Source organism: Actinomadura sp. NTSP31 (genome assembly GCF_041951385.1).
GTDB lineage: Bacteria > Actinomycetota > Actinomycetes > Streptosporangiales > Streptosporangiaceae > Spirillospora > Spirillospora napierensis.
This window is the reverse complement of the sequence record NZ_JBGNUT010000007.1, coordinates 45,386-68,363: the sequence shown is the minus strand read 5'-3', so window position 1 is coordinate 68,363 and position 22,978 is coordinate 45,386. Positions and strand designations below refer to the sequence as shown.

Below are 22,978 nucleotides of genomic sequence, written 5' to 3'. Positions count from 1 at the left end.
GCATGGCCTCGGTCACCGCTCTTCCAGCAGATCAGCGGCCCGTCCCACACCGGCGGGATCGGCCACATGGAGCAGATCGAGCAGCCCCTCAAGGTGGCTCGAAGAGATCAGAACCCGCCCACTGGCTCTCCAGACGCCACCGTCCAACGTGATCGACCAGTGCGGGAACAAGTGCCGCAGAAGCAGCAGCGTCACAGACTCGTCCATCGCGCATCTCCTCAACCGTCTCGACGCCTCGCCAGGTCAGGTGGTCGGCAGCTTCGCCCAGACGGCCTTGCCGCCTTCGCTAAGCGGACGGACGCCCCAGCAGTCCCGGACGAACTCGGCAACGAGCTGAAGACCCCGTCCCGAGACGGCGGCGTAGTTCTGCGGTTTCACCACAGGACGGCCCTCGCCCGAGTCCCACACCTCGATCACGGGCTGCCCGTCGCTGTCACGCGGCAGCCGGACGACGATGGGCCCTTCACCGTGCCGGTAGGCGTTGGTGACCAGCTCGCAGACGATGAGCCGGCCCAGGTAGTCGTCGGGAATGCCCCACTCGGCAAAGCACTTGCCGAGGAACTCACGAGCGAGACGAGGAGCGTCGGCGACAGGATCGAGGACGATCGTCGGGACTTCCGGTGACTGCGCGGCTGCGGACATCTGACACGACCTTCGAAGGGATTCGGCTGACGGGCCACCAGTTAGTCATCAAGTGCACGCGGAGCGCGACGAAGTGCAGGTGGAGCTGGGTAAGTGACCAGCGGCGAGTTCCCTCAACTTGCTGGCGACTTGACCCTCGGTTGAGGGACGATTACGGCATGACGCCACGTCGCTTCAAGGCCAAGGTCAGCCCGGCGCTGCTTCCGTTCGGCCGGCGGTTGCGGCGGTTCCGGGACGCCAAGGGCTGGAGTCAGGAGAACCTGGCCGCACGGGCACGCGACGGAGAGGGGGTCACTCCCCAGTACATCGGTGCGGTCGAGACCGGCCGGACTCGCTGCACGCTGGAGTTCGCCAGGGAGATGGACAAGATCCTTGAGGCGAACGGCGAGCTGATCACGCTCTGGGAAGACCTGGTGAAGGATGCCGCCTTCCCGGTGTGGTTCGACTGGGTGAGCATCGAAGAGTCGGCGGGCGCGCTGGAGAGCTGGCAGACCATGCTCGTCCATGGCTTGTTGCAGACACCGGCGTACGCGACCGCCGTGCTGCACGGAAACGCGGAAGCCATTGCGGCTCGGCTGAAGCGCCAGGAGATTCTTGCCGGTGAGGATCCGCCTGACTGTACTTTCCTGATGGATGAAGGCGTCCTGTATCGCGAGGTCGGCGGGCCGGAGGTGATGAGAGATCAACTGGAACACTTGCTGAATCCGCCCTCGAGCCGGGTCACGATTCAGGTGGTCCCGTCCCATGGTGAGCACATCGGCAACGTCGGATCATTTACGTGCGCAACGTTGGAAGACCTCACGGAGGTGGCGTACGTGGAGACCGTGGCGCGCGGCTTCACGATGGGCGAGGTAGAGGACATCTTTGAGGTACGCCGCGCGCTTCGGGAGATACGCTCTCTGGCACTACCCGTCGGCCAGTCGGCCGACCTGATTTCAAGAACGGTGAAGGACAGATGGACTTGAACGATCTTCGCTGGCGCAAGGCGTCTCGCAGCGCCTCCAATGGCGGAGAGTGCGTAGAGCTGGCCGTACTCCCGGAGGGGGTGGGCGTCCGTGACTCGAAGGACCCAGACGGCCCGAAGCTGATCGTGGGTCGTGACGAGTTCGCGGCCCTGATGGCGGCACTTAAGCACTGAAGCAGTCGGTGGAGCTGATCCGCCGCTTCAGAGGAGACGATCATGGTTGTGAGTCAGACGACCTGGCGGAAGTCGTCGCGCAGCTCGAGCAACGGCGGCAACTGCGTTGAGCTCGCCGATCTCGGTGCGGTGGTCGGCGTCCGTGACAGCAAGGACCCGGACGGCCCGAAGCTTGTCGTGGGTCGTGACGAGTTCGCGGCCCTGGTAGCGGCCCTCAAGCGCTGAAGCCCCCCATGCAGGACTGAGCCCTGGCTCCGATGGGGCCCAGTGGCGAAACCTCGTGTCAGCAGGTGGGAGCGCCCGTATGCTGGCCGTGTACCACCGTCGTGGTAACACCGAGACTGCTGGTCGGACGAGGAGGTGAGAGGAATGAGCATTGCCACCGATCACACCGGACCCTGGACCGTCGCCGACGTCCTGGCCTTGCCCGAAGACCGCACGACCCGCTACGAGCTGCTGGGGGAGTCCCTTGTGATGTCGCCCGCGCCCGGCGTCCGTCACCAGCGGGCCTCGTTTCGCCTCCACGTTGCCCTTGACGCGGCCGCCCGAGCCGTCGGCGCACCGATGGAGATCCTGGAAGGCGTCAACGTCGTCCTGCCGTCCGGGCTGGTGGTCCCCGATCTGGTCGTGGCCGACGCCGGCGCGACCGCCGACGACCCCGTCAAGGTCGATATCGACGCGGTCCAGCTTGTCGTAGAACTCGTCTCCCCCGGCAACCGCACCATGGACCGCAAGGTCAAGCCAATGCTGTACGCGGAGGCCGCCGTCCCGCACTTCTGGCGCCTGGAGTTCGACCCGGCCCCCATGCTCGTCGTTTACGAACTGGACGGCGGCCGGTACGTGGAGCGAACGACCGCACTCGCGGGCGCGACCACCCATCTGGACGCCCCGTTCCCCATGGCAATCGATCCGGCTGGACTCTCCCGGCAGTAGATGCCGTCTGACGGTGACCGCCAGGCACGCCCTTGGCGCGCCTTGGTCGTTCGGTGTCTTTCGTTCGCTGGAGTGCGGGCGGTGGGCGCGGGTAGGGGCGGCTTGTCGGCAGCGGACTCGCGAGGAGTGGCCACATGGACGCCGTCACCAACGTGCCGGTACCGGTGAACGAGCCGGTCAAGGGGTATGCACCGGGCAGCGCTGAGCGGGCGGCGCTGGAGGCGAAGATCAAGGAGCTCGGCGGCGCGGAGACCGAGCTGACGATGACGATCGGCGGCGAGCGCCGGATGGGCGCCGGCGTTCCGATCGACGTGGTCGAGCCGCACAACCACGGGCACGTGCTCGGGCGGATGGGCGACGCCACCGACGCCGACGTCGCGGAGGCGATCGCGGCGGCGCGGGAGGCCGCGCCGGGGTGGCGGGCCATGGCGCCGGACGACCGGGCCGCGATCTTCCTGCGGGCCGCCGAGCTGCTGGCGGGGCCGTGGCGGTCCACGCTGAACGCGGCGACGATCCTCGGCCAGTCCAAGTCCGTGCAGCAGGCGGAGATCGACTCCGCGTGCGAGCTGATCGACTTCCTGCGGTTCAACGTCGCGTACGCGCGGCAGATCCGCGAGATGCAGCCGAACTCCTCGCCGGGCGTGTGGAACCGGATGGAGTACCGGCCGCTGGAAGGGTTCGTCCTCGCCATCACCCCGTTCAACTTCAGCGCGATCGCCGGGAACCTACCGACCTCGCCCGCGCTGATGGGCAACGTCGTGGTCTGGAAGCCGTCCCCGACCCAGCAGCTCGCCGCGCACCACACCATGCGTCTCCTGGAGGCCGCCGGGCTGCCGCCCGGCGTGATCAACCTGGTCACCGGAGACGGGCAGGCCGTGTCGAACGTCGCGCTGGCCAGTCCGGAGCTGGCGGGGCTGCACTTCACCGGTTCGCCGCCCACGTTCCAGGCGCTGTGGCGGACGATCGGGGAGAACATCGCCCGTTACCACGGCTACCCGCGGATCGTCGGCGAGACCGGCGGCAAGGACTTCGTGGTGGCGCACCCGTCCGCGGACCCGGCGGTGCTGAAGACCGTGCTCGTGCGCGGCGCGTTCGAGTACCAGGGACAGAAGTGCTCGGCGGCGTCGCGCGCCTACATCCCGCGTTCCATCTGGGACGGCATGCGCGACGACTTCTGCGCCGAAGTCGAGGGCCTCACCATGGGCAACGTGGCGGACGACCTGTCGGCCTTCATGGGCGCCGTGATCGACGACCGCGCCTTCGCCAAGCACCGCCGCGCGATCGAACGCGCGCGCGGCATCGACGGCATGCGGCTGCTCGTGGGCGGCGAGCTGGACGACTCGGTGGGCTACTTCGTCCGGCCCACGGTGCTGGAGTCGTCGGACCCGACCGACGAGATCTTCACCACCGAGTACTTCGGGCCGATCCTCGGCGTCCACGTCTACGACGACCATGACTACGACTCCGTCCTCACCCAGATGGAGAGCGTCTCCGAGTACGGGCTGACCGGCGCGATCGTCGCGCGCGACCGCGCCGCCATCGCCGCCGCGACCGAGAAGCTCCGCTTCGCCGCGGGCAACTTCTACGTCAACGACAAGCCGACCGGCGCCGTGGTCGGCCAGCAGCCCTTCGGCGGCGCCCGCGCGTCCGGCACCAACGACAAGGCCGGCTCGGTGTTCAACCTCATCCGCTGGACGAACGTCCGCGCCATCAAGGAGACCTTCGTCCCGCCTACCGACCACCGCTACCCCCACATGGGCCCCTGACGGCCGGCCCGCCACCCGCTGCCGCGCCGATCCCCGGCAAGTGGTTCTCGGCACCGGCGGCCGCGTGGCGGAAGGGGAGGGCGGGCGCGGTTGCGGACGGTGGCCGGGAGGGCCGACGATTGGTCCGCCCCGCCGGACGGCGGGGCGGCCGGCGCCGGGAGGGCGCCCGCCGACCCCTTACGAGCCGTGCATGGGAACGGGATGTCGACGTTGAACCGTCTGGTGCTGTGGAACATCGATCACACCCTGGTCGACGTCGGGCGGGTCACCCGGGACGCCTACGCGGAGGCGTTCCAGCGGACGGTCGGGCGGCCGCTCCTGCGGCTCGCCCCCACCCCCGGGCGCACCGAGTCGGAGATCATCTTCGAGACGCTGGCGTTCAACGACGTCGTCACCACCGACGACCATCTGCCCTCCTTCGTTTCCGCGCTCACCGAGGCGTTCGCGAGCCGCCGTGCCGACCTGCGGGCGCACGGCCGGGTGCTGGCCGGGGCCCGGGAGGCCGTCGAGGCCTTGGCCCATGTGCCCGGGGTGGTGCAGTCGGTGCTCACCGGGTCGATCCAGCCGAACGCCGTGCTCAAGGTGACCGAGCTGGGCCTCGCCGACCGTCTCGACCTCGGCGCCGGCGGCTACGAGAACGGCGTCTACAGCAAGGCCGCGCTGCTGGAGGTCGCCCGCGCCCGTGCGGGCGAACGGCACGGCGCCCGTTACCCCGAGTCGGCCACCGTCTACATCGCCGACTCGCCCCGCGACGTGCAGGCCGCTCACATCGCGGGCTCACCGATCATCGCCGTCGCCACCGGCAGCGCGACCGAGGCCGAGCTGCGGTCGGCCGGCGCTGACCGCGTCCTCGCGACCCTCGCCGACACCGACACCGTGGTGGACGCCGTCGCCGAGCTGACCCGCATCTGACCTCGCCCCAGTTCCTAGGCGGGTGGGATGCGGTCGGCGCCGATGGCGACGCCGACGATCGTGCAGGGTTCGGTGCCGTGGTTGTGCCAGGCGTGCCGGGTGCCGTTCTGGACGACCACGTCTCCCGCCCGCAGGACCGTCTGCTCGCCGTCGTCGAGCTCCAGCGTGGCCTCGCCCGCGACGACCAGGACGTAGTCGAGGGTGTCGGTGGTGTGCATGCCGGGGGCGCCGGGCTCGTTCGCGGCCATCGCGCCCGGCATCCGCCGCTCCAGCTCTTCCAGGGCGGCGGCCGTGTCCAGCGCCGGAGGCGGGAGCGGCTCACCCGGCGGAACCGTGTTGATCATGAAGCGTGTTCCGTCCCGCGGCGGATACCAGTCCTCGGCGCGGCGCGGCGAGCCGTCGTCGGGGAACGCGGGGCGCTCGTCCCGGCCCCACAGGCGGAAGAACGCGCAGCCGGGCATCAGCTCGGAAGTGATGGGCTCGACGTCGCGGTCGTCGACCACGCGGGATCTGCCGTCGGCGTCATGGCCGGTGACCACCCGGCGGATCTTCGTACGCTCCATCCGACCCCTCCTTGATACGGTGGCGTATTGATACGCCACCGTATGTTCCGTCTCGGGCCGCCGTCAATACGCCGGCGTATCCTGTGCCGCGTGGTGAACGAGTCGACCCGGCTGTCCGCCCGGGACTGGGCGCAGGCCGCCCTGAAGGCGATCGCTAACGGCGGGCTGGCCGCGGTGGCGGTCGAACCGCTGGCGCGGACACTCGGCGTGACCAAGGGCAGCTTCTACGCGCACTACCGCAACCGGGACGAGCTGATCACGGCGGCGCTCGAGGAGTGGGCGCGAAGCCACGGCGACGAGGGGCTCGCCGAATTCGCCGCGATCGCCGATCCGGCCCGGCGGCTGCGCGAGCTGCTGACCGTCGTCGTGCAGGCCGTCCAGCCGCTGGCGCCGTCGGTGCACCTGAGCCTGCTCGGCGACCGCAACGACCCCCGCGTCAGGGACGCGGTCGGCCAGGTGAACCGGGCCCGGCTGGACCTCCTCGCCCGCACCTACCGCGAACTCGGCCTGCCGCCGGACCGGGCGCAGTCCCGGGCACGGGTCGCCTACGCGGCCATCCTCGGGCTGCTGCACCTGGCGCAGACCGACCCGGACGCCCCGCACTCCGCCGTACTCGCCGACGAGGCCACCGCCATCTTCCTGCCGACATGACGCTGCCCCCGGCGGGCGCGCCGGCGGAGGTACCCGGAGCCCACGCACGGCCCGGGACACGCCGGTGTGTGGGGCATGGGGATGGCCGGGCGTCCTGATGTGTGGTGGTCGCGGATTGCCGCGTCCTAACGCCTGTGACCTGCGATGGGACGCCGGTGCCGGGGCAGCGCGCGCAGGGTCGGCGGAAGTTGCGCGGGCCGGTCGGTGAGGCCGAATATTGGGAGGGTCGCGCACCAGCGCGGCGGGGAGGGAGAGCGATGTCGCGTGATCACGAGGTCTCCGAGGGAGCGGCGCTGTGGGAGCCGTCGGAGGAGGTCGTCGCGAACGCGCGGGTGACCCGCTTCATCCACTGGCTGTGGGACAGGGGCGTGCGCGTCGAGTCCTATGACGACCTTTGGCGCTGGTCCGTCACCGAGGTGGACGCCTTCTGGGACGCGATCTGGTCGTACTTCGACGTGGTGGGGGAGCGCGGGGACGGCCCGGTCCGCGAGGGCGGGCCCACGCCGGTCGACGGCCTGCGCTGGTTCCCCGGCGCGACCCTGAACTACGCCGCGAACGCGCTGCGCCGCGCCGAGGAGACGCCGGACGAGACCGCGGTGGTGTTCCGGTCGGAGGCCGGCGGGCACCGGGTGCTGTCCTACCGCGAGCTCTTCCTGCACGTCGCGGAGGTGCGGGCGGGCCTGGCCGACCTGGGCGTCGGCAAGGGCGACCGGGTCGTGGCGTACATCCCGAACATTCCCGAGGCGCTGATCTGCTTCCTGGCCACGGCGTCGCTGGGCGCCATCTGGTCGTCGTGCTCGCCGGACTTCGGATCCTCCTCGGTGATCGACCGGTTCGCGCAGATCGAACCGAAGGTCCTGATCGCGGTGGACGGCTACGCCTACAACGGCAGGACGTTCGACCGGCGGGAGATCGTCGGCGAGATCGAGGCGGCGCTGCCGACGCTGGCGGCCACGGTGCTGATCCCGTACCTCGACCCGGCGGCCACGCCGGAAGGTCTGCGCGTCGGCATGCACTACGGCGACCTCCCGCGCACCGACCACGACACCATCGAGTTCGAGGACGTCCCGTTCGACCATCCGCTGTGGGTGGTCTACTCGTCGGGCACCACCGGGCTGCCCAAGCCGATCGTGCACGGGCACGGCGGAGTGGTGCTGGAGCATCTCAAGGCCCTGTCGTTCCATCAGGACGTCGGCCCGGGGGACGTCTTCTTCTGGTTCACCACCACCGGCTGGATGATGTGGAACTACCTCATCGGCGGCCTTCAGGTGGGCGCCACCATCGTCATGTACGACGGCGCACCGCTCGACCTGTGGAAGCTCGCCGCCGAAAGCGGCGTCACCTACATGGGTGTGGGCGCGCCTTACATCACCGCGTCCGCGAAGGACGGACGCCACCCCGGACGCGAATTCGACCTGTCGGCACTGCGCGGCATCGGTTCCACCGGTTCCCCGCTGCCGCCCGAAGGGTTCGCGTGGGTCTACGAGGAGGTCGGCAAGGACCTCCTGCTGGGGTCCTTCTCCGGCGGCACCGACCTGTGCACCGGGTTCGTCGGGCCGTCGCCGCTGCTGCCGCTGCGCGCGGGCGTCATCCAATGCCGCGGGCTCGGCGCCAAGGTCGAGGCCTTCGGGGACGACGGCAAGCCGGTCGTGGACGAGGTCGGCGAGCTGGTCATCACCGAGCCGATGCCGTCCATGCCGGTGTTCTTCTGGCACGACGAGGACGGCGAGCGCTACCGCGAGTCGTACTTCGACATGTATCCGGGCGTGTGGCGGCACGGCGACTGGATCAAAATCCAGTCGGACGGCGGCTGCGTCATCTACGGCCGTTCCGACTCCACCCTCAACCGCGGCGGGGTCCGGATGGGAACGTCCGACTTCTACCGCGTCGTCGAGGCGTTCGACGAGATCACCGACAGCCTCGTCATCGACACCGGACGGCTCGGCCAGGAGGGCCGCCTGCTGCTGTACGTGCAGCTCGCCGAGGGCGCGTCGCTGACCGACGACCTCGCGGGCCGGCTCAAGCGCGAGATCCGCTCGGCGCTGTCGCCGCGGCACGTCCCGGACGAGATCACCGCCGTCCCCGGCATCCCCCGCACGCTGTCGGGCAAGAAGCTGGAGGTCCCCGTCCGCAAGATCCTTCAGGGCACTCCGGTGGACCAGGCGGCCAACCGCGGCGCCATGGCCAACCCCGAAGTGCTCACGCACTTCACGCCCTGACGGGGGCGCGTCCGGAACGTTCCGCGCCGACCGTGCCGACCCGGTGTCGCCCGGGGCGCGTGAGCATTAGGGTGGTCGCTCGGCCCAAATGCGTCTGATCGGAAGCAGCGGGTCAGATCGCGCCGTAAGGTCGCATGGCCGGGTGAACTTCCCAACGGCCTCGCGCGTCCCACTATCGGAGCGCTGGTCTGCGAGAATTCGGCCCGTGGTCCGTTCGGCCCGTCGACGAGAGAGGGACGGTTCCACGCATGGAGGTTGGGGCGCTGCGGTCCGGGGACCCGGAGCGGCTTGGCCGCTACGCCCTGGTCGGCCGGGTGGGCGAGGGCGGGCAGGGCGCGGTGTTCCTCGGTGCCGACGAGGACGGCCGGCAGGTCGCCGTCAAGCTGCTGCACGCCGAGCTGACCTCCGACGACAAGGCCCGCGCGCGCTTCCTGCGCGAGCTGGAGGTGGCCAAGCGGGTCGCGCCGTTCTGCACGGCGCAGGTGCTGGACGCCGACGTCGACGGCGACCTGCCCTACATCGTCAGCGAGTACGTGCCGGGCCCGTCGCTGAACCAGCTCGTCACGCAGGACGGGCCGGTGCGCGGCGCCGCGCTGGACCGGCTCGCGGTGGGCACCGCGACCGCGCTGTCCGCGATCCACCAGGCCAAGATCATCCACCGCGACTTCAAGCCGCACAACGTGCTGATCGGCCCGGACGGCCCGCGCGTGATCGACTTCGGCGTGGCCCGGGCGATCAGCGGCGGCACCACGCTGACCAGCCGCGTGATCGGCACGCCCTCGTACATGGCGCCCGAGCAGATCAGCGGCGACGACGTGGGCACCGCGGCGGACGTGTTCTGCTGGGCCGCCACGCTGGTGTTCGCGGCGACCGGCGAGCCGCCGTTCGGCCAGGACACCATCCCCGCCGTCATCAACCGGATCCTGCACGAGGAACCCGACCTCGGCGACCTGAGCGGCCCGCTGCGCGCCCTGGTGGCCGACTGCCTGGAGAAGGACGCGGCGCGCCGCCCGCCGGCCCGCCAGGTGCTGATGCGCCTGCTGGGACACGAGGAGGCGCCCGTCGAGGCGGCTCCGATCGGCAACACCGACGAGACCGCCATGCTCGAGGCCGGCTCGGTGCTGGCCGCCGAGATCGGCGACGAGGACTTCGCGCCCGCGCAGGCCGACGACGTCTACGAGCCCGCCGCCTACGAGCCCGCCGCCTACGAGTCGGACGCGGGGGCGGCGCCCGGAGGCCGTCACGCGGCCGACCCGTCCGGTACCGAGCCCCGGCTGCTGCCGACGCCCGCCGAGTGGGCCGCGGAGAACGCGGCCGACACCCTGCCGCCCGACCGCGCCCCGGGCGTCGGCGCGGGCGCGGGCGGAGGAGGCATCGCCGCGCTGCGCCGCTCGCTCACCGGGTCGAGCCGGTCGGCCGTGCTGGCGGGCGCCGCCGCGCTGTTCGTGGCGATCGTCGTGATGTCCGCGGTGCTCGCGCTGGGCTCCGGCCACAAGGGCAAGGCGGGGGAGAAGGTCGGCGACCCGAGCCGGGCGCCGCAGCCGTCCGACACGGTGCCCAGCTTGTCGGTGCCGACCTCGCAGGAGCCGACCCGGCAGGCGACCGAGCCGTCCTACAGCCCGTCGCCCACGACGGGCGAGACGGCGACCGACAGCCCGGCCCCGACCGACACGCCGTCGGTGACGCCGTCGACCCCGGACGGCCCGGAGCCCACCCACACCACCGAGAGCCCCGACCCGACCCCGCCCACCCCCACCGAGGAACCGCCCCCGACCCCGTCGGCGACGCCGAGCGGCTGACCCGCGGGCACACCGCCGGAACCGCCGCCGCGCCGGTGATCCGCGACCCGCGCCGCCGGAACCCCGGACGCACCGCCGGAATCGCCGACGGACCGCCCGCACCGGCGCCGGAACCGGCGTCCGCCGGGCGCGCCGGCCACCGTCGCGCGTCCGGGGCGACCGGTCCCGCGCGGACTTCGGCGATCACCGGGCGAAGGCCTCGCACCGCCTGGCAAGGTGGGCAAAGCCACGCTGACCTGGCGGACTGGCAGGTCGGCTTTGGGGGATTTCCTGGTCTACGCTGGCGCAAGTGAGCGGCGCCACAACGAGGTGGCGAAGTGTCTCTAGGGGAGAGTTGTTGGTGATGGGCGGCAAGCTCGATCAGGCGAAGGACGATCTGCTCCGGAGGGCGGCGGAGACATGCGCCCAGCGGCCGGGGGCGCGTTCGGCGGGGGACGTCGAGGAGTCCGCCGCCTACCTCCGGCTCTACTACCGCCACGTCGCGCCGGAGGACCTGCTCGCCCGCGATCCCGCCGACATCTGCGGCCCCGCCATGGCGCACCGGGCGCTCGGCGAGGAGCGGCCGCAGGGGCGCGCGAAGGTCCGGGTGTTCACCCCGACGCTCGAGGAGTACGGCTGGGACCCCGGCCACACGGTCGTGCAGGTCGTCACCGACGACATGCCGTTCCTGGTCGACTCGGTCACGATGGAGCTGACCCGGCACCAGCTCGCCACCCACCTGATCGTGCACCCGCTGCTCGGGGTCGACCGCGACGTCGCTGGACATCTGCGGGCGTTCCGCGGCAAGCACGACAGCCCGTCCGACATCGACGAGTCGTGGATCCACATCGAGGTGGACCGTACCAGCGACCGGGCGATGCTGGAGCGGCTGGAGAAGGACCTGATCCGCGTGCTGCACGACGTGCGGGTCGCGGTCGAGGACGAGCCGAAGATGCGGGCGCGGGCGGTGGAGATCGCCGCGGCCATCCGGGACGCGGCGCCGCCGCTGCCGGAAAAGGAGCTCGCCGAGGGCGTCGAGCTGCTCGAGTGGCTGGCCGACGGCCACTTCACCTTCCTCGGCTACCGCGACTACACGCTGGTGGAGGACGGCCCGACCGCCGCCGACGACGTGGAGGACCGGAGCAACCTCGGCCTGCGCCCCGAACCCGGCACCGGCCTCGGCATCCTGCGCAACGACAAGCGCGAGTCCGACAGCTTCGCGGCGCTGCCGCCGGAGGTGCGCGAGAAGGCCACCGAGAGGCGGCTGCTGATCCTGACGAAGGCGAACTCGCGTTCCACCGTCCACCGCGGCCTGTACCTGGACTACATCGGCGTCAAGAAGTTCGACGAGCGCGGGGAGGTCGTCGGCGAGCGCCGCTTCCTCGGCCTGTTCACGCACGTCGCCTACAGCGAGTCCATCTCGCACGTGCCCGTCCTGAAGCGCAAGCTCGACGAGGTGCTGGAGCGCGCCGGATTCACCCCGGACAGCTACGACGGCCAGGACCTCATCGAGATCCTGGAGAGCTACCCGCGCGACGAGCTGTTCCAGATCTCCGTCGACGACCTGCTGAGGATCTCGCTCGGCGTGCTGCGGCTGCGCGAGCGCCGCCAGCTGAAGCTGTTCCTGCGCAAGGACCTGTACGGCCGGTTCATGTCGTGCATGGTGTACCTGCCCCGCGACCGCTACACCACCAAGATCCGGCTGCGCATCCAGGAGATCCTGCGCCGGGCGTTCGAGGGCGTCAGCGTCGACTACAGCGCGAACGTGACGGAGTCGCTGCTGGCGCGCCTGCACGTGGTGGTGCGCGGCGAGCGGGGCCGCCCGCTGCCCGACGTGGACGTGGACGGCCTGGAGGGACGGCTCGCCGCGGCGACCCGCTCCTGGGAGGACGACCTGGCCGACGCGATCGTGGAGCAGTGCGGCGAGGAGCGGTCCGGGACGCTCGCCCGCCGCTACGGCGACGCCTTCCCCGACGGCTACAAGGCCGACTTCCCCGCCCGCACCGCGGTCGCCGACCTGCGCTTCCTCGACGACCTCACCGATGACAACGACACCTCGATCAACCTGTACGAGCCGTTCAGCGCCGGGCCCGGCGAGCGGCGGCTGAAGATCTACCGGCTCGGCGAGCCGATCTCGCTGTCGCGGGTGCTGCCGCTGATGACGAACATGGGCGTCGAGGTCGTCGACGAGCGCCCGTACGAGGTCAACACCTCCGACGGGCAGCGGTACTGGGTCTACGACCTGGGGCTGCGGTACGCGCCGCCGGGAGACGTCCCCGAGGAGGCCATCAAGGGCCTGTTCCAGGACGCCTTCACCGCGCTGTGGGAGGGCCGGATCGAGAACGACGGGTTCAACGCGCTCGTCCTGCACGTGGGGCTGAACTGGTGGCAGGCGATGATCCTGCGCGCCTACGCCCTGTACCTGCGGCAGACGGGCACGACGTTCTCCAAGCGGTACATCGAGCAGGTGCTGCTGCGCAACTCCGCCATCACCCGGCTGCTGGTGCGGCTGTGGGAGAGCCGCCTCGACCCGGCGCTGGCGGGCGGCGAGGAGGAGCGCAGCCTCGCCATCATCGAGGAACTGCACGGGATGCTCGACGAGGTCGCCAGCCTCGACGAGGACCGCATCCTGCGCGCCTACCTCGCGCTCGTCCAGGCGACGCTGCGGACGAACCACTACCAGCACAAGCCGTACCTGTCGATGAAGTTCGACCCGGAGGGCATCCCGGACCTGCCGCAGCCGCGCCCCACCTACGAGATCTTCGTGTACTCGCCGAAGGTCGAGGGCGTGCACCTGCGGTTCGGGTCCGTCGCGCGCGGCGGGCTGCGCTGGTCGGACCGGCGCGAGGACTTCCGCACCGAGATCCTCGGCCTGGTCAAGGCGCAGGCGGTGAAGAACACCGTGATCGTCCCGGCGGGCGCGAAGGGCGGGTTCGTCGGCAAGCAGCTGCCCGACCCGGCCGTCGACCGCGAGGCGTGGCTGCAGGCCGGCATCGCCTGCTACAAGGACTTCATCTCCGGGCTCCTCGACGTCACCGACAACCTGGTGGACGGCAAGGTCGTCCCGCCGCCGAACGTGGTCCGCCACGACGGCGACGACACCTACCTGGTCGTCGCGGCCGACAAGGGCACCGCGACGTTCTCCGACATCGCCAACGGCGTCGCCGCCGAGTACGGGTTCTGGCTCGGCGACGCGTTCGCGTCCGGCGGGTCCGTCGGCTACGACCACAAGGCGATGGGCATCACCGCGCGCGGTGCGTGGGAGTCGGTGAAATACCACTTCCGCTCCCTCGGCAAGGACGTCCAGCGGGAGGACTTCACCGTCGTCGGCGTCGGCGACATGTCCGGCGACGTGTTCGGCAACGGGATGCTGCTGTCGGAGCACATCAAGCTGGTCTGCGCGTTCGACCACCGGCACATCTTCCTCGACCCCGACCCCGACCCGGCGGCCTCGTTCGCCGAGCGGCGCCGGATGTTCGAGCTGCCGCGCAGCACCTGGGCCGACTACGACACCTCGCTGATCTCCAGGGGCGGCGGCGTGCACCCGCGCACCGCCAAGTCGATCCGGATCACCCCGCAGGTGCGGGCGGCGCTCGGCCTCGACGCCTCGGTGAAGGCCATGGCGCCGTACGAGCTGATCAACGCGGCGCTGAAGGCGCCGGTCGACCTGCTGTGGAACGGCGGCATCGGCACCTACGTCAAGGCGTCGGCGGAGAACAACGCCGACGTCGGCGACAAGGCCAACGACCTGGTGCGGGTGAACGGCGAGGAGCTGCGCTGCAAGGTCATCGGCGAGGGCGGCAACCTCGGCATGACCCAGCTCGGCCGGATCGAGTACGCGCGCACCGGCGGGCTGGTGAACACCGACTTCATCGACAACTCCGCCGGCGTCGACACCTCCGACCACGAGGTCAACATCAAGATCCTGCTCGACCAGGTCGTGCGGGACGGCGAGCTGACCCGCAAGCAGCGCGACACCCTGCTCTACGAGATGACCGACGAGGTCGCGCGGCTGGTGCTGCCCGACAACTACGCGCAGAACGTGGTGCTCGCCGCGTCCCGCGCGCAGGCGCCCGCGATGCTGCACGTCCACGCCCGGTACATGCGCAAGCTGGAGCGCGACGGGCGGCTGAAGCGGCGCCTGGAGTTCCTGCCGGACGACAAGGCCATCGCCGAGCGGCGGCAGTCCGGGCTCGGGCTCACCAGCCCCGAGTTCTCGGTGCTGCTCGCCTACTCCAAGCTCACCCTGGACCACGAGATCGTCGCCTCCGACCTGCCCGACGACCCCTACCTGGCGTCCTGGCTGGTCGACTACTTCCCGACGCCGCTGCGCGAGCGGTTCCGGACCTACATGGACCGGCACCCGCTGCGCCGCGAGATCATCACCACCGGGGTGGTGAACGACCTGGTCAACAACAGCGGCACCACGTTCGTGTTCCGGCTGAACGAGGAGACCGGGGCGTCGTCGTCGGACATCGCCCGCGCCTACCTGGTGGCCCGCGAGGTGTTCGCGATGCCGCGGTTCTGGCGGTCGGTGGAGCGGCTGTCGCACCAGGTGGCGGAGTCCACGCAGGTCGCGATGCTGCTGGAGGCGCGCAAGCTGACCGAGCGCGGCGCCCGCTGGCTGCTGCACAACCGGCGGCCCCCGTTCGACATCCGCGAGACGATCGACTTCTTCGCCGCCGGCGCCGCCACGCTCACCGCGCAGCTGCCGAAGCTGCTGGTCGGCCTGGACCTGCAGGCGTTCGAGCAGCGCCGGGACGGCTTCGCCGAGCGCGGCGTGCCCGACGAGCTGGCCGAGCAGTGCGCGATGCTGGTCACCGCGTACTCGACGTTCGACCTGGTCGGCATCGCGCACGAGTCGGGACGTCCGGTGGAGGAGGTCGCCGAGGTGTACTTCGACCTCGCCGACCGGCTGCAGCTGGCCCGGCTGCGCGACCGGGTCGTGGCGCTGCCGCGCGACGACCGGTGGCGGTCCATGGCCCGCTCCGCGCTCCGCGACGACCTGTACGCCGCGCACGCCGCCCTCACCCGCGACGTCCTGGTGACGAGCGAGCCCGGCGGGCAGCCCGAGGCGCGGATGGCGCACTGGGCGGAGAAGAACAAGACCGCGGTGCAGCGCGCCCAGCAGACGCTCAGCGAGATCTGGGAGAGCGACAGCTTCGACCTCGCGACGCTGTCGGTGGCCCTCGGCTCGATCCGCACCCTGGTCACCGCCAGCTCCCTCCCCTCCACCGAGGCCTGACCGAAGGGTGTTCGCCTTGCGGCGTGCCGTCCTCAGGCGACACGCCGCAGGTCAGCGGGCGGTGGTCAGCGGGCCGTGGTCAGCGGGCGGTGGTCAGGGAGACGGACTCGCCGAGGACGCGGCCCTTGCCGGACGGCGGGGCGTAGCCGATGGCGAGCCACTGCCATGACACGTGGACGGTCCCGCCGGGCTTCCGGTCGTCCTTGGCGAGGAAATCGCGGACCTCGGCGGGCAGGCCCCGCTCCGTGCCGCCGGTGAGCGTCGCGTCCTGCGTCAGCCCGTACCAGACGAGGGAGCCGCCGTCGCTGGTGCGCAGGGCGTAGGACGGGCCGGGACCGGGCCTGAACCCGCCCGGCTCCACCTTCCAGTCGCCCTGCTCGCCCGTGCGGGCGTTCGCCGAGAAGGTGTCCGGGACCAGCCCGCCGGTGTCGCCCTTGGCCAGATAGTTCGCGTGCGCGGCGGGCAGGCCCCGGTCGGGGGCGGGGATCGCGTAGCCCTCGGCGTCGTGGGCGAGGTCGGGGGCGCCGCCCTGGAAGGTGAGCCAGTGCGCGGCGCGCCAGCCGTCCTTCGCGCCGGTCTTCACGAACACGCCGAGGACCTGCTGGTCCTTGCCGTCCGAGCGTTCCAGCGCGGCCATCCCGAACCATTTCGGGTAGTCCGGCCGGCGCGGCACGTACAGCACCGGGTTCGCCAGGGAGATCGTCGCGGACTCCGGCAGCCGGCCGTAGGTGTGGACGCGGGCCGTCACCGGCGCGGCGAGGGCGCCGGTCACGGTGTCGCGCCAGAGCTTCTCGTCGCCGGACGTGATGGCCTTGTTGTGCCGGTCCGTCCAGTCGCGCAGCACCGTCAGCGACTCGTCGGCGCCGACCGCCGGTGACCCGGCCGGCGTTCTCGGGGCCGTCCCGCCGGCCGCGTCGCCGCCGGAGCAGGCCGAGGCGAGGACGGCGGAGCCGGCCAGGACCACGGCCAGGGCCATGCGGGGCGCTCGGCGCACTTCCCACCTCGGCGGACGAAATGGCGAATATGTCGCGCCAGTGTAGAAGAACGCGGTGCTCCGGCGAGGGTGCCCGCCGAGACCGGAGAAGGCCCGTCGGATGCCGGGTCCGTCCCACTGCAGCGGTCGAGAAGAGCGGGACGGCCCGGCACCCGACGGAGATCAGGAACCGTGGGCGGAGATCGCCTTGCGGTACATGCCGGTGACCGCCGCGCGGCCCTTGGGCGGAACGGTGGCCAGGTACTGCACCAGGACGGTCGTGTCCATGTGCGTCCTGGCGGACGCCGCCGGGGCGAGCCCGGTGAGATCACCGCTCACTGCCAGCGTGCCCCGTTTCGCGGCGGAATACGCCTCGTTCTGCTTCACGACGTACCAGACCAGCGCGCCGCGGTCCTTGGTGCGCAGCGCGTACACCGCGTACGGTGCCGCCGAGAACTTCGAGGTCAGCGTGACGCCCCGCTTCGCCAGCGCCTGCTCGCCCTGCTTCAGCGCGGCGTAGGTCTCGGTGGTCTTCGGCCCCTTCGCGAGCGCGGACGCCCCCGGCGCGGACGGGCCGCCGGTCAGCAGCGCGGCGTGCGCGGCGGGCAGCTTGCCGGGCGCGACGGGCAGGCCCTTGTCGCCGGCGTCCACCGGCGTCGCGTACCCGTCCGGGTCGAGCGCCACCCTGCTCAGCGCCGCGTCCGTCGGGTAGGGGTCGGCGGCCAGCAGCCACGGCGCCCCCGCCTTGGCCTGCGTGAACAGCAGCGCGTGCCGCAGCGTCTGCTTCCCCTTGCCGGTGATCGAGTCGGCGGCGAACCAGTGCGGGTACCCGTGCAGCCGCGGGACGTAGAACGTCGTGTGCGTGAACTTCATCGCCGGCGGCCGCTGCCGGATGACGCGCCGCAGCTTCAGGGCGGCATCGTCCATGGACAGCTGCGGATCGCCCTCGATGCCGGGCAGCGCCTTGCCGTCCAGCCGCCTCCCCGCGCGGTTCACCGCGGTGGCGTAGGCGGCCAGCACCTGCCCGGCCTGCTGCTTGGTCAGCGCCGGCGGGCCCACGCCGGCCGACGAGGTGTTGTCGTCGCACCCGGCCGCGGCCAGCGCGGCGCCGGCCAGCAGGCAGGCCGACAGGGCGGCCGACAGGGCCGTGGACGTGACGATGCGTGCGGGCATGCAGCCCCCCGTGGTGGAGTCGGTGATCCGGTCCACGGGAGATACTCGCAGAGTGACCGAGCAGTCACTCCCCGAATGCGGAAAGTCGCACGGCGACCTCACCCCGAGGCCAGGTGCGCCCCGGGAGACCGGTCAGGAGGCGGAGGTCTCCTGCTGGCGCATCCAGCGGATCTCGGCCTCGATGAACTCGTCGATGTCGCCGTCCAGCACCGCGGTCGGGTTGCCGACCTCCACGCCGGTGCGCAGGTCCTTGACGATCTGGTACGGGTGCAGCACGTAGTTGCGGATCTGCGTGCCCCAGCTGCTGGTGCCCTCACCGCGCAGCGCGGACATCTTGTCCGCCTCCTCCTGCCGCTTGCGCTCCAGCAGCTTGGCCTGCAGCACGTTCATCGCCGTGGCCTTGTTCTGCAGCTGGCTGCGCTCGTTCTGGCAGGACACCACGATCCCGGTCGGGATGTGGGTGATCCGCACCGCCGAGTCGGTGGTGTTGACGCCCTGGCCGCCGGGGCCGGACGAGCGGTACACGTCCACCCGCAGTTCGCTCTCGTCGATGTCGACGTGGTCGCTCTGCTCCACCACCGGCACGACGTCCAGGCCCGCGAACGAGGTCTGCCGGCGGGCCGCGTTGTCGAACGGGGAGATCCGCACCAGCCGGTGCGTGCCGTGCTCGCCGCGCAGCGTCCCGTAGGCGTAGGGCGCCTTCACGGTGAACGTCGTCGACTTGATCCCCGCCTCTTCGGCGAAGGACGTCTCGTAGATCTCCGTGGGGTAGCCGTGCCGCTCCGCCCAGCGCAGGTACATCCGCTGGAGCTGCTGCGCCCAGTCGGCCGCGTCCACGCCGCCGGCCTGGGCGTTGATGGTGACCAGCGCCTCCCGGGCGTCGTACTCGCCCGACATCAGGGTGCGGACCTCGAGCTGCTGGATCGCCTTGTGCAGCGCCGCCAGCTCGTCGTCGGCCTCCGTACGGGTGTCGGCGTCGTCCATCTCCTGCGCCATCTCGTACAGGGTGGCGGCGTCGTCCAGCCGCTGCCGCAGCCCCTCGACCCGGCCGAGCTCGCTCTCCAGGTACGACAGGCGGCGCGTCACCGACTGGGCGCGCTCCTGGTCGTCCCACAGACCGGGGTCGGCCGACTGCTCGCGCAGCTCGGCGATGTCACGCCGCATGCCGTCGAGGTCCAGGACCTGCTCGATGCCCGCGAGGGTCGAGCCGAGCTCCTTGAGCTGCTCTTCCGGTTCGATGCCTGCCACGTACCGAGCTTATCGCCGCGCAGGCAGTGCCCGGACGCCCGGCGCCGGGCCGCGGATGGCAGAATCACGGGCCGGAAGGCCGGTCGCGCACGACCGGCGGACATCGGTGCCGGGGGAGCGGGTCGTTGCGGAAGATCGCGCGGGTGGTGGCGGCCGCCATGCTGCTGGTGCCGCCGCTCACGGCCGCGGGCTGCGCCGACGGCAAGGGCAAACCCGAAGCCCGCCCCACCCCGACGGTGCCCACGACGACCCCGCCGCAGCCGGTGGCGCTGACCCCGGACGTCGCGCGCAAGGCGTTCCAGACCTACATCACCGACGAGGACGTGGCGCGCGCCGCCGCCGACGAGCGGCTGGCGCTGACCTGGACGTCCGACGGGCAGTCCCTGCTCACCGCCGCCGAGTTCCGCAAGGCGGCCTTCGACGGCGACCCGGTCCGCCGCTTCTCCTACGGCAAGCCGAAGCTGTACGTGCCGAAGCTGAAGGCCGACGCGTACCCGCAGTGGTTCGTCGCGTCGGTGGACCGGTCGGTGCCGGGCGAGAAGAAGAGCAAGGAGACCGCGCTCATGGGGTTCATCCTGCGCGGCCCGGCCGACGGCTGGCATCTGACGCTGGCGACGATGCTCGCGCCCAAGGCCGAGTTGCCGAAGATCCAGCTGGATCCGGACGGCTACGCCGAGGCGCTGAGTTCGGACGACTCGAAGGTGCTGATCCGCCCGCGCGACGTCGGCGGGATCCAGGCGACCATGGCCGCCGAGGGCGCCGGCAGCGTGGCCGCCAAGGTGATGGAGACCGGTCCGCTCACGTCCGGCTACTACCAGCAGACCAAGCGCGCCAAGAAGAAGGCCAAGGACGACGACCTCACCCTCACCGTCGTCTACACCGCCACGCCTTATCCCTACTTCGGGCTGCGGACGAAGAACGGCGGCGGGCTGGTCCTGTACTCGCTGTTCCGCAACGAGGCCCTCGTGGGCCAGGCGCCGTCGGTGAAGCCGGAGATCCCCAAGGAGGCCGAGCACCTGCTGGACGGCACCGTCGAGGGCCAGGAGATCGACACCACGGCGACGCTCCAGTTCGCGGCCTACGACCCGCCGCGCGCCAAGAAGGGCAAGCCGCAGCCGAAGGCCGGGCTCGTGGCGGACGACGGCGCGATCTCCAAGGCCGCCACCCCGCCGATCAAGAAGCCCTGACGCGCCTCGCTCGGGCGAATTCCTCTGTCAGCCGTAGACGCGCTGCAGGACCAGGGCCGCGAACAGCAGGCCCACGAGGACGGCCAGCACGACCGCGGGCGGCACCGAGGGGCCGTGCTCGTGAAGTTCGGCGCGCGCGGCGCGGCAGGTGGGGCAGCGTCCCTCGACCACCGGATTCGAGCACTGAGCGCAGATGAGATGTTCGCAGCTCATGTCGTGGGCCCCAATCTCCGTGAACGGCACGTCCCCGCGAACGGTACGCGGCTCCGTGCGGGGATAACGTCGATCGTCGACCTATTAGGTATCTTTCGCCATCATCCAGCGTAGCCGGACTGTATGGTCGTTCCGGCAAGTCCGGGAGCTTGACGGCATGAAACGGCCGGACGTCGGGAGACGGTACATGACACAGCACGGACAGGTCGGGGCCCCGCGCGGCACCGCCCGCGCCGTCGTCCCGTCCGCGCGCGACACGCCGTTGAACGCGGCGGGCCCCGGGCGTTCCCACCCCACGGAGCGGGACGAGGTAGTTGACTGTCCCCTCTACACTGCTCGAAGGTTCCACGGCCCCCCTGGTCGCGGAGCCGGGCGGCACGAGCCACCGAGCGCGGACGGCCGGTCCGCGGTCACCGGCCGGGCCGCTCCCCAACCCCTAGACTGAACCGCCGTGATGCAGCCGTGATCAATTTCGACAACGTCACCAAGGTCTACCCGAGCCAGAACAGGCCCGCCCTTCAGCATGTGAACGTCGGCATCGAGAAGGGCGAGTTCCTGTTCCTGGTGGGCCCGTCCGGGTCCGGGAAGTCGACCTTCCTGCGCCTCATCCTCAAGGAGGAGCGCCCGTCCCAGGGTCACGTGCACGTGGCGGGCAAGGACCTGAGCAGGCTGAGCAACTGGAAGGTGCCGCACCTGCGCCGCAGGATCGGCTGCGTCTTCCAGGACTTCCGGCTGCTCCCCAACAAGAACGTCTTCGAGAACGTCGCGTTCGCCCTCGAGGTGATCGGCAAGCCGCGGCGGTTCATCGGCAAGGTCGTCCCCGAGGTCATCGACCTGGTCGGCCTGGAGGGCAAGGCCCACCGGATGCCGGACGAGCTGTCCGGCGGCGAGCAGCAGCGCGTCGCGATCGCGCGGGCGTTCGTCAACCGGCCGATGATCCTGCTGGCCGACGAGCCGACGGGGAACATCGACCCCGCGACCTCGATCGGCATCATGAAGGTGCTGGACCGGATCAACCGGACCGGCACCACCGTCGTCATGGCCACGCACGACGCCGCCATCGTCGACGCGTTCCGCAAGCGCGTCGTCGAACTGGAGGACGGGCGGGTCGTCCGCGACCAGTCCCGCGGCGTGTACGGGCAGGCGTATTGATTCCGGCGAAGCCGGCCCCGGGGGTGAGGGAGGCCGCTCCTCCCCGGCTGTACTGACCCGGTCCGGACGGACCGGCCGGCACGAGCCCCCACCGACCACGGCCCGAAGGGCCACCGCCGCGGGCCCCTCCAGCGGCGGCCATTTGAACCGACGAAGCCCACCGGGCGTACGACTCGGGCAGAGGCAGGGAAACGCCCGTCCGGGTCCGCACCGCGGCGCCCGTGCCGGCGGCGGGTCACAGGCGATCAAGGACAGCGAGGCATGCGCGTACAGTTCGTTATGCAGGAGATCTGGATCGGTCTCCGCCGGAACCTGACGATGACGATCTCACTGGTCATCACCGTCGCCATCGCCATGGCGCTCTTCGGCACCGGACTGCTGCTGCGCCAGCAGGTGGCCGCGTCCAAGGACTACTGGTACGACAAGATCGAGGTCTCGATCTTCCTGTGCGCGAAGACCAGTTCCAACGCCAACTGCCAGAAGCAGGACGTCACCGACGCGCAGCGCGCGTCGATCAAGCAGCAGCTGCAGAAGATGGCGAACGTCTCCGACGTCCAGTACGAGACCAAGCAGCAGGCGTACTCCCGGTTCAAGGACCGCTTCTCCGGCTCGCCCGGGTTCGTGCAGAGCACCCGTGAGGGCGACATCCCGGACTCGTTCCGGGTGAAGCTGAAGAACCCCGAGGAGTACAAACCGGTCGCGCAGGCGATGCTGGCGAGACCCGGCGTCGACACGGTGATCAACGAGCAGCAGATCCTGAAGAAGTTCTTCAAGATCCTGAACGGCCTGCAGGCGGCGGCGCTGGGCATCGCGCTGATCCAGGTGATCGCCTCGGTGCTGCTGGTCGGGAACACGGTCCGGCTGTCGGCGTTCAACCGGCGCCGGGAGACCGGGATCATGCGGCTGGTCGGCGCGTCGAACACCTATATCCAGCTGCCCTTCATCCTGGAGGGCGCGATCGCGGGCCTGATCGGCGGGCTGTTCGCCTCGGTGCTGCTGGTGGTCAGCAAGAAACTGCTGATCGACCGGCTGGCCGGGACGGTGCAGCTCGTCAGCCAGCTCGGCTGGTTCCAGGTGATCATGGTGATCATCGTGTCGATCTGCTTCGGCGTGCTGCTCTGTGCCGCGTCCTCGTTCCTGACGCTGCGCAGATACCTGAAGATCTAGCGGACCGCCGCAAGTCCG

The 22,978-nt window shown here is 70.9% G+C and carries 20 protein-coding genes; 13 read left to right on the top strand and 7 right to left on the bottom strand.

The genetic code is table 11. The features are described 5' to 3' along the window. Window positions 1-12: 12 nt before the first annotated feature. Window positions 13-207, bottom strand: a complete 195-nt coding sequence (locus ACA514_RS14070; protein WP_375041548.1) for a hypothetical protein — start codon at window positions 205-207, stop codon at window positions 13-15. A 36-nt stretch (window positions 208-243) separates the two neighbouring features. Then, entirely contained in the window at window positions 244-642 is a 399-nt protein-coding gene (locus ACA514_RS14065; RefSeq protein WP_375041547.1) for an ATP-binding protein, read from the bottom strand. Window positions 643-800: 158 nt separating this feature from the next. Here ACA514_RS14065 and ACA514_RS14060 point away from each other — a divergent pair, with 158 nt between their 5' ends. From ACA514_RS14060 to ACA514_RS14035, 6 genes are all read left to right on the top strand, one after another. Continuing rightward, window positions 801-1,607 (top strand): Scr1 family TA system antitoxin-like transcriptional regulator, encoded by an 807-nt coding sequence (locus ACA514_RS14060; protein WP_375041546.1) that lies wholly within the window; start codon window positions 801-803, stop codon window positions 1,605-1,607. Then, window positions 1,598-1,780 carry a DUF397 domain-containing protein gene (locus ACA514_RS14055; RefSeq protein ID WP_375041545.1) on the top strand — a complete coding sequence of 61 codons (183 nt, stop codon included), beginning with the start codon at window positions 1,598-1,600 and terminating at the stop codon, window positions 1,778-1,780. Before ACA514_RS14060 ends, ACA514_RS14055 begins: the two co-directional genes overlap by 10 nt. Window positions 1,781-1,822: 42 nt before the next feature. Continuing rightward, the gene (locus ACA514_RS14050; RefSeq protein WP_375041544.1) at window positions 1,823-2,005 is read left to right on the top strand and encodes a DUF397 domain-containing protein; all 183 of its coding nucleotides are present in this window, start codon (window positions 1,823-1,825) and stop codon (window positions 2,003-2,005) included. Between the two features lie 144 nt (window positions 2,006-2,149). Next, window positions 2,150-2,713, top strand: coding sequence for a Uma2 family endonuclease (locus ACA514_RS14045; RefSeq protein ID WP_375041543.1), 564 nt, complete (start codon window positions 2,150-2,152; stop codon window positions 2,711-2,713). A gap of 134 nt (window positions 2,714-2,847) precedes the next feature. Then, window positions 2,848-4,479 carry an L-glutamate gamma-semialdehyde dehydrogenase gene (gene pruA / locus ACA514_RS14040; RefSeq protein WP_375041542.1) on the top strand — a complete coding sequence of 544 codons (1,632 nt, stop codon included), beginning with the start codon at window positions 2,848-2,850 and terminating at the stop codon, window positions 4,477-4,479. A 201-nt stretch (window positions 4,480-4,680) separates the two neighbouring features. Beyond that, window positions 4,681-5,391 carry an HAD family hydrolase gene (locus ACA514_RS14035; RefSeq protein ID WP_375041541.1) on the top strand — a complete coding sequence of 237 codons (711 nt, stop codon included), beginning with the start codon at window positions 4,681-4,683 and terminating at the stop codon, window positions 5,389-5,391. A 14-nt stretch (window positions 5,392-5,405) separates the two neighbouring features. Here ACA514_RS14035 and ACA514_RS14030 read toward each other — a convergent pair whose 3' ends face one another. Beyond that, on the bottom strand, window positions 5,406-5,954 hold the full coding sequence (locus tag ACA514_RS14030) for a cupin domain-containing protein (RefSeq protein ID WP_375041540.1): 549 nt from the start codon (window positions 5,952-5,954) through the stop codon (window positions 5,406-5,408). A 90-nt stretch (window positions 5,955-6,044) separates the two neighbouring features. On the opposite strand from ACA514_RS14030, the gene ACA514_RS14025 reads away from it, so the two are divergent. The 4 genes from ACA514_RS14025 to ACA514_RS14010 all read left to right on the top strand — a co-directional run bounded on the left by ACA514_RS14025 (window position 6,045) and on the right by ACA514_RS14010 (window position 15,847). After that, window positions 6,045-6,605, top strand: coding sequence for a TetR/AcrR family transcriptional regulator (locus ACA514_RS14025; RefSeq protein ID WP_375041539.1), 561 nt, complete (start codon window positions 6,045-6,047; stop codon window positions 6,603-6,605). A gap of 257 nt (window positions 6,606-6,862) precedes the next feature. Next, the gene (locus tag ACA514_RS14020; protein ID WP_375041538.1) at window positions 6,863-8,824 is read left to right on the top strand and encodes an acetoacetate--CoA ligase; all 1,962 of its coding nucleotides are present in this window, start codon (window positions 6,863-6,865) and stop codon (window positions 8,822-8,824) included. Window positions 8,825-9,072: 248 nt separating this feature from the next. Further along, window positions 9,073-10,623: a serine/threonine-protein kinase gene (locus ACA514_RS14015; RefSeq protein ID WP_375041537.1), complete on the top strand. Its 1,551-nt coding sequence runs from the start codon at window positions 9,073-9,075 to the stop codon at window positions 10,621-10,623. Window positions 10,624-10,966: 343 nt separating this feature from the next. Beyond that, entirely contained in the window at window positions 10,967-15,847 is a 4,881-nt protein-coding gene (locus ACA514_RS14010; RefSeq protein ID WP_375041536.1) for an NAD-glutamate dehydrogenase, read from the top strand. A 79-nt stretch (window positions 15,848-15,926) separates the two neighbouring features. Here the strand turns inward: ACA514_RS14010 and ACA514_RS14005 are convergent, their stop codons facing one another. From ACA514_RS14005 to prfB, 3 genes are all read right to left on the bottom strand, one after another. Continuing rightward, window positions 15,927-16,841: a hypothetical protein gene (locus tag ACA514_RS14005; protein ID WP_375041535.1), complete on the bottom strand. Its 915-nt coding sequence runs from the start codon at window positions 16,839-16,841 to the stop codon at window positions 15,927-15,929. 162 nt (window positions 16,842-17,003) lie between these two features. Further along, a complete protein-coding gene (locus ACA514_RS14000; RefSeq protein ID WP_375041534.1) occupies window positions 17,004-17,993 on the bottom strand; it encodes a hypothetical protein in 990 nt (329 codons plus the stop codon). Window positions 17,994-18,125: 132 nt separating this feature from the next. Further along, the gene (gene prfB, locus ACA514_RS13995) at window positions 18,126-19,241 is read right to left on the bottom strand and encodes a peptide chain release factor 2 (RefSeq protein ID WP_375041533.1); all 1,116 of its coding nucleotides are present in this window, start codon (window positions 19,239-19,241) and stop codon (window positions 18,126-18,128) included. Window positions 19,242-19,366: 125 nt separating this feature from the next. Here prfB and ACA514_RS13990 point away from each other — a divergent pair, with 125 nt between their 5' ends. After that, window positions 19,367-20,428 (top strand): hypothetical protein, encoded by a 1,062-nt coding sequence (locus ACA514_RS13990; protein WP_375041532.1) that lies wholly within the window; start codon window positions 19,367-19,369, stop codon window positions 20,426-20,428. Window positions 20,429-20,455: 27 nt separating this feature from the next. On the opposite strand, the gene ACA514_RS13985 is transcribed toward ACA514_RS13990, so the two are convergent. Further along, window positions 20,456-20,641 carry a hypothetical protein gene (locus ACA514_RS13985; protein ID WP_375041531.1) on the bottom strand — a complete coding sequence of 62 codons (186 nt, stop codon included), beginning with the start codon at window positions 20,639-20,641 and terminating at the stop codon, window positions 20,456-20,458. 462 nt (window positions 20,642-21,103) lie between these two features. Between ACA514_RS13985 and ftsE the strand changes: the two genes are divergently transcribed. Further along, window positions 21,104-21,793 carry a cell division ATP-binding protein FtsE gene (ftsE, locus tag ACA514_RS13980; RefSeq protein ID WP_151541270.1) on the top strand — a complete coding sequence of 230 codons (690 nt, stop codon included), beginning with the start codon at window positions 21,104-21,106 and terminating at the stop codon, window positions 21,791-21,793. A gap of 261 nt (window positions 21,794-22,054) precedes the next feature. Further along, window positions 22,055-22,960: a permease-like cell division protein FtsX gene (gene ftsX, locus ACA514_RS13975; protein WP_375041530.1), complete on the top strand. Its 906-nt coding sequence runs from the start codon at window positions 22,055-22,057 to the stop codon at window positions 22,958-22,960. Window positions 22,961-22,978 lie beyond the last annotated feature (18 nt).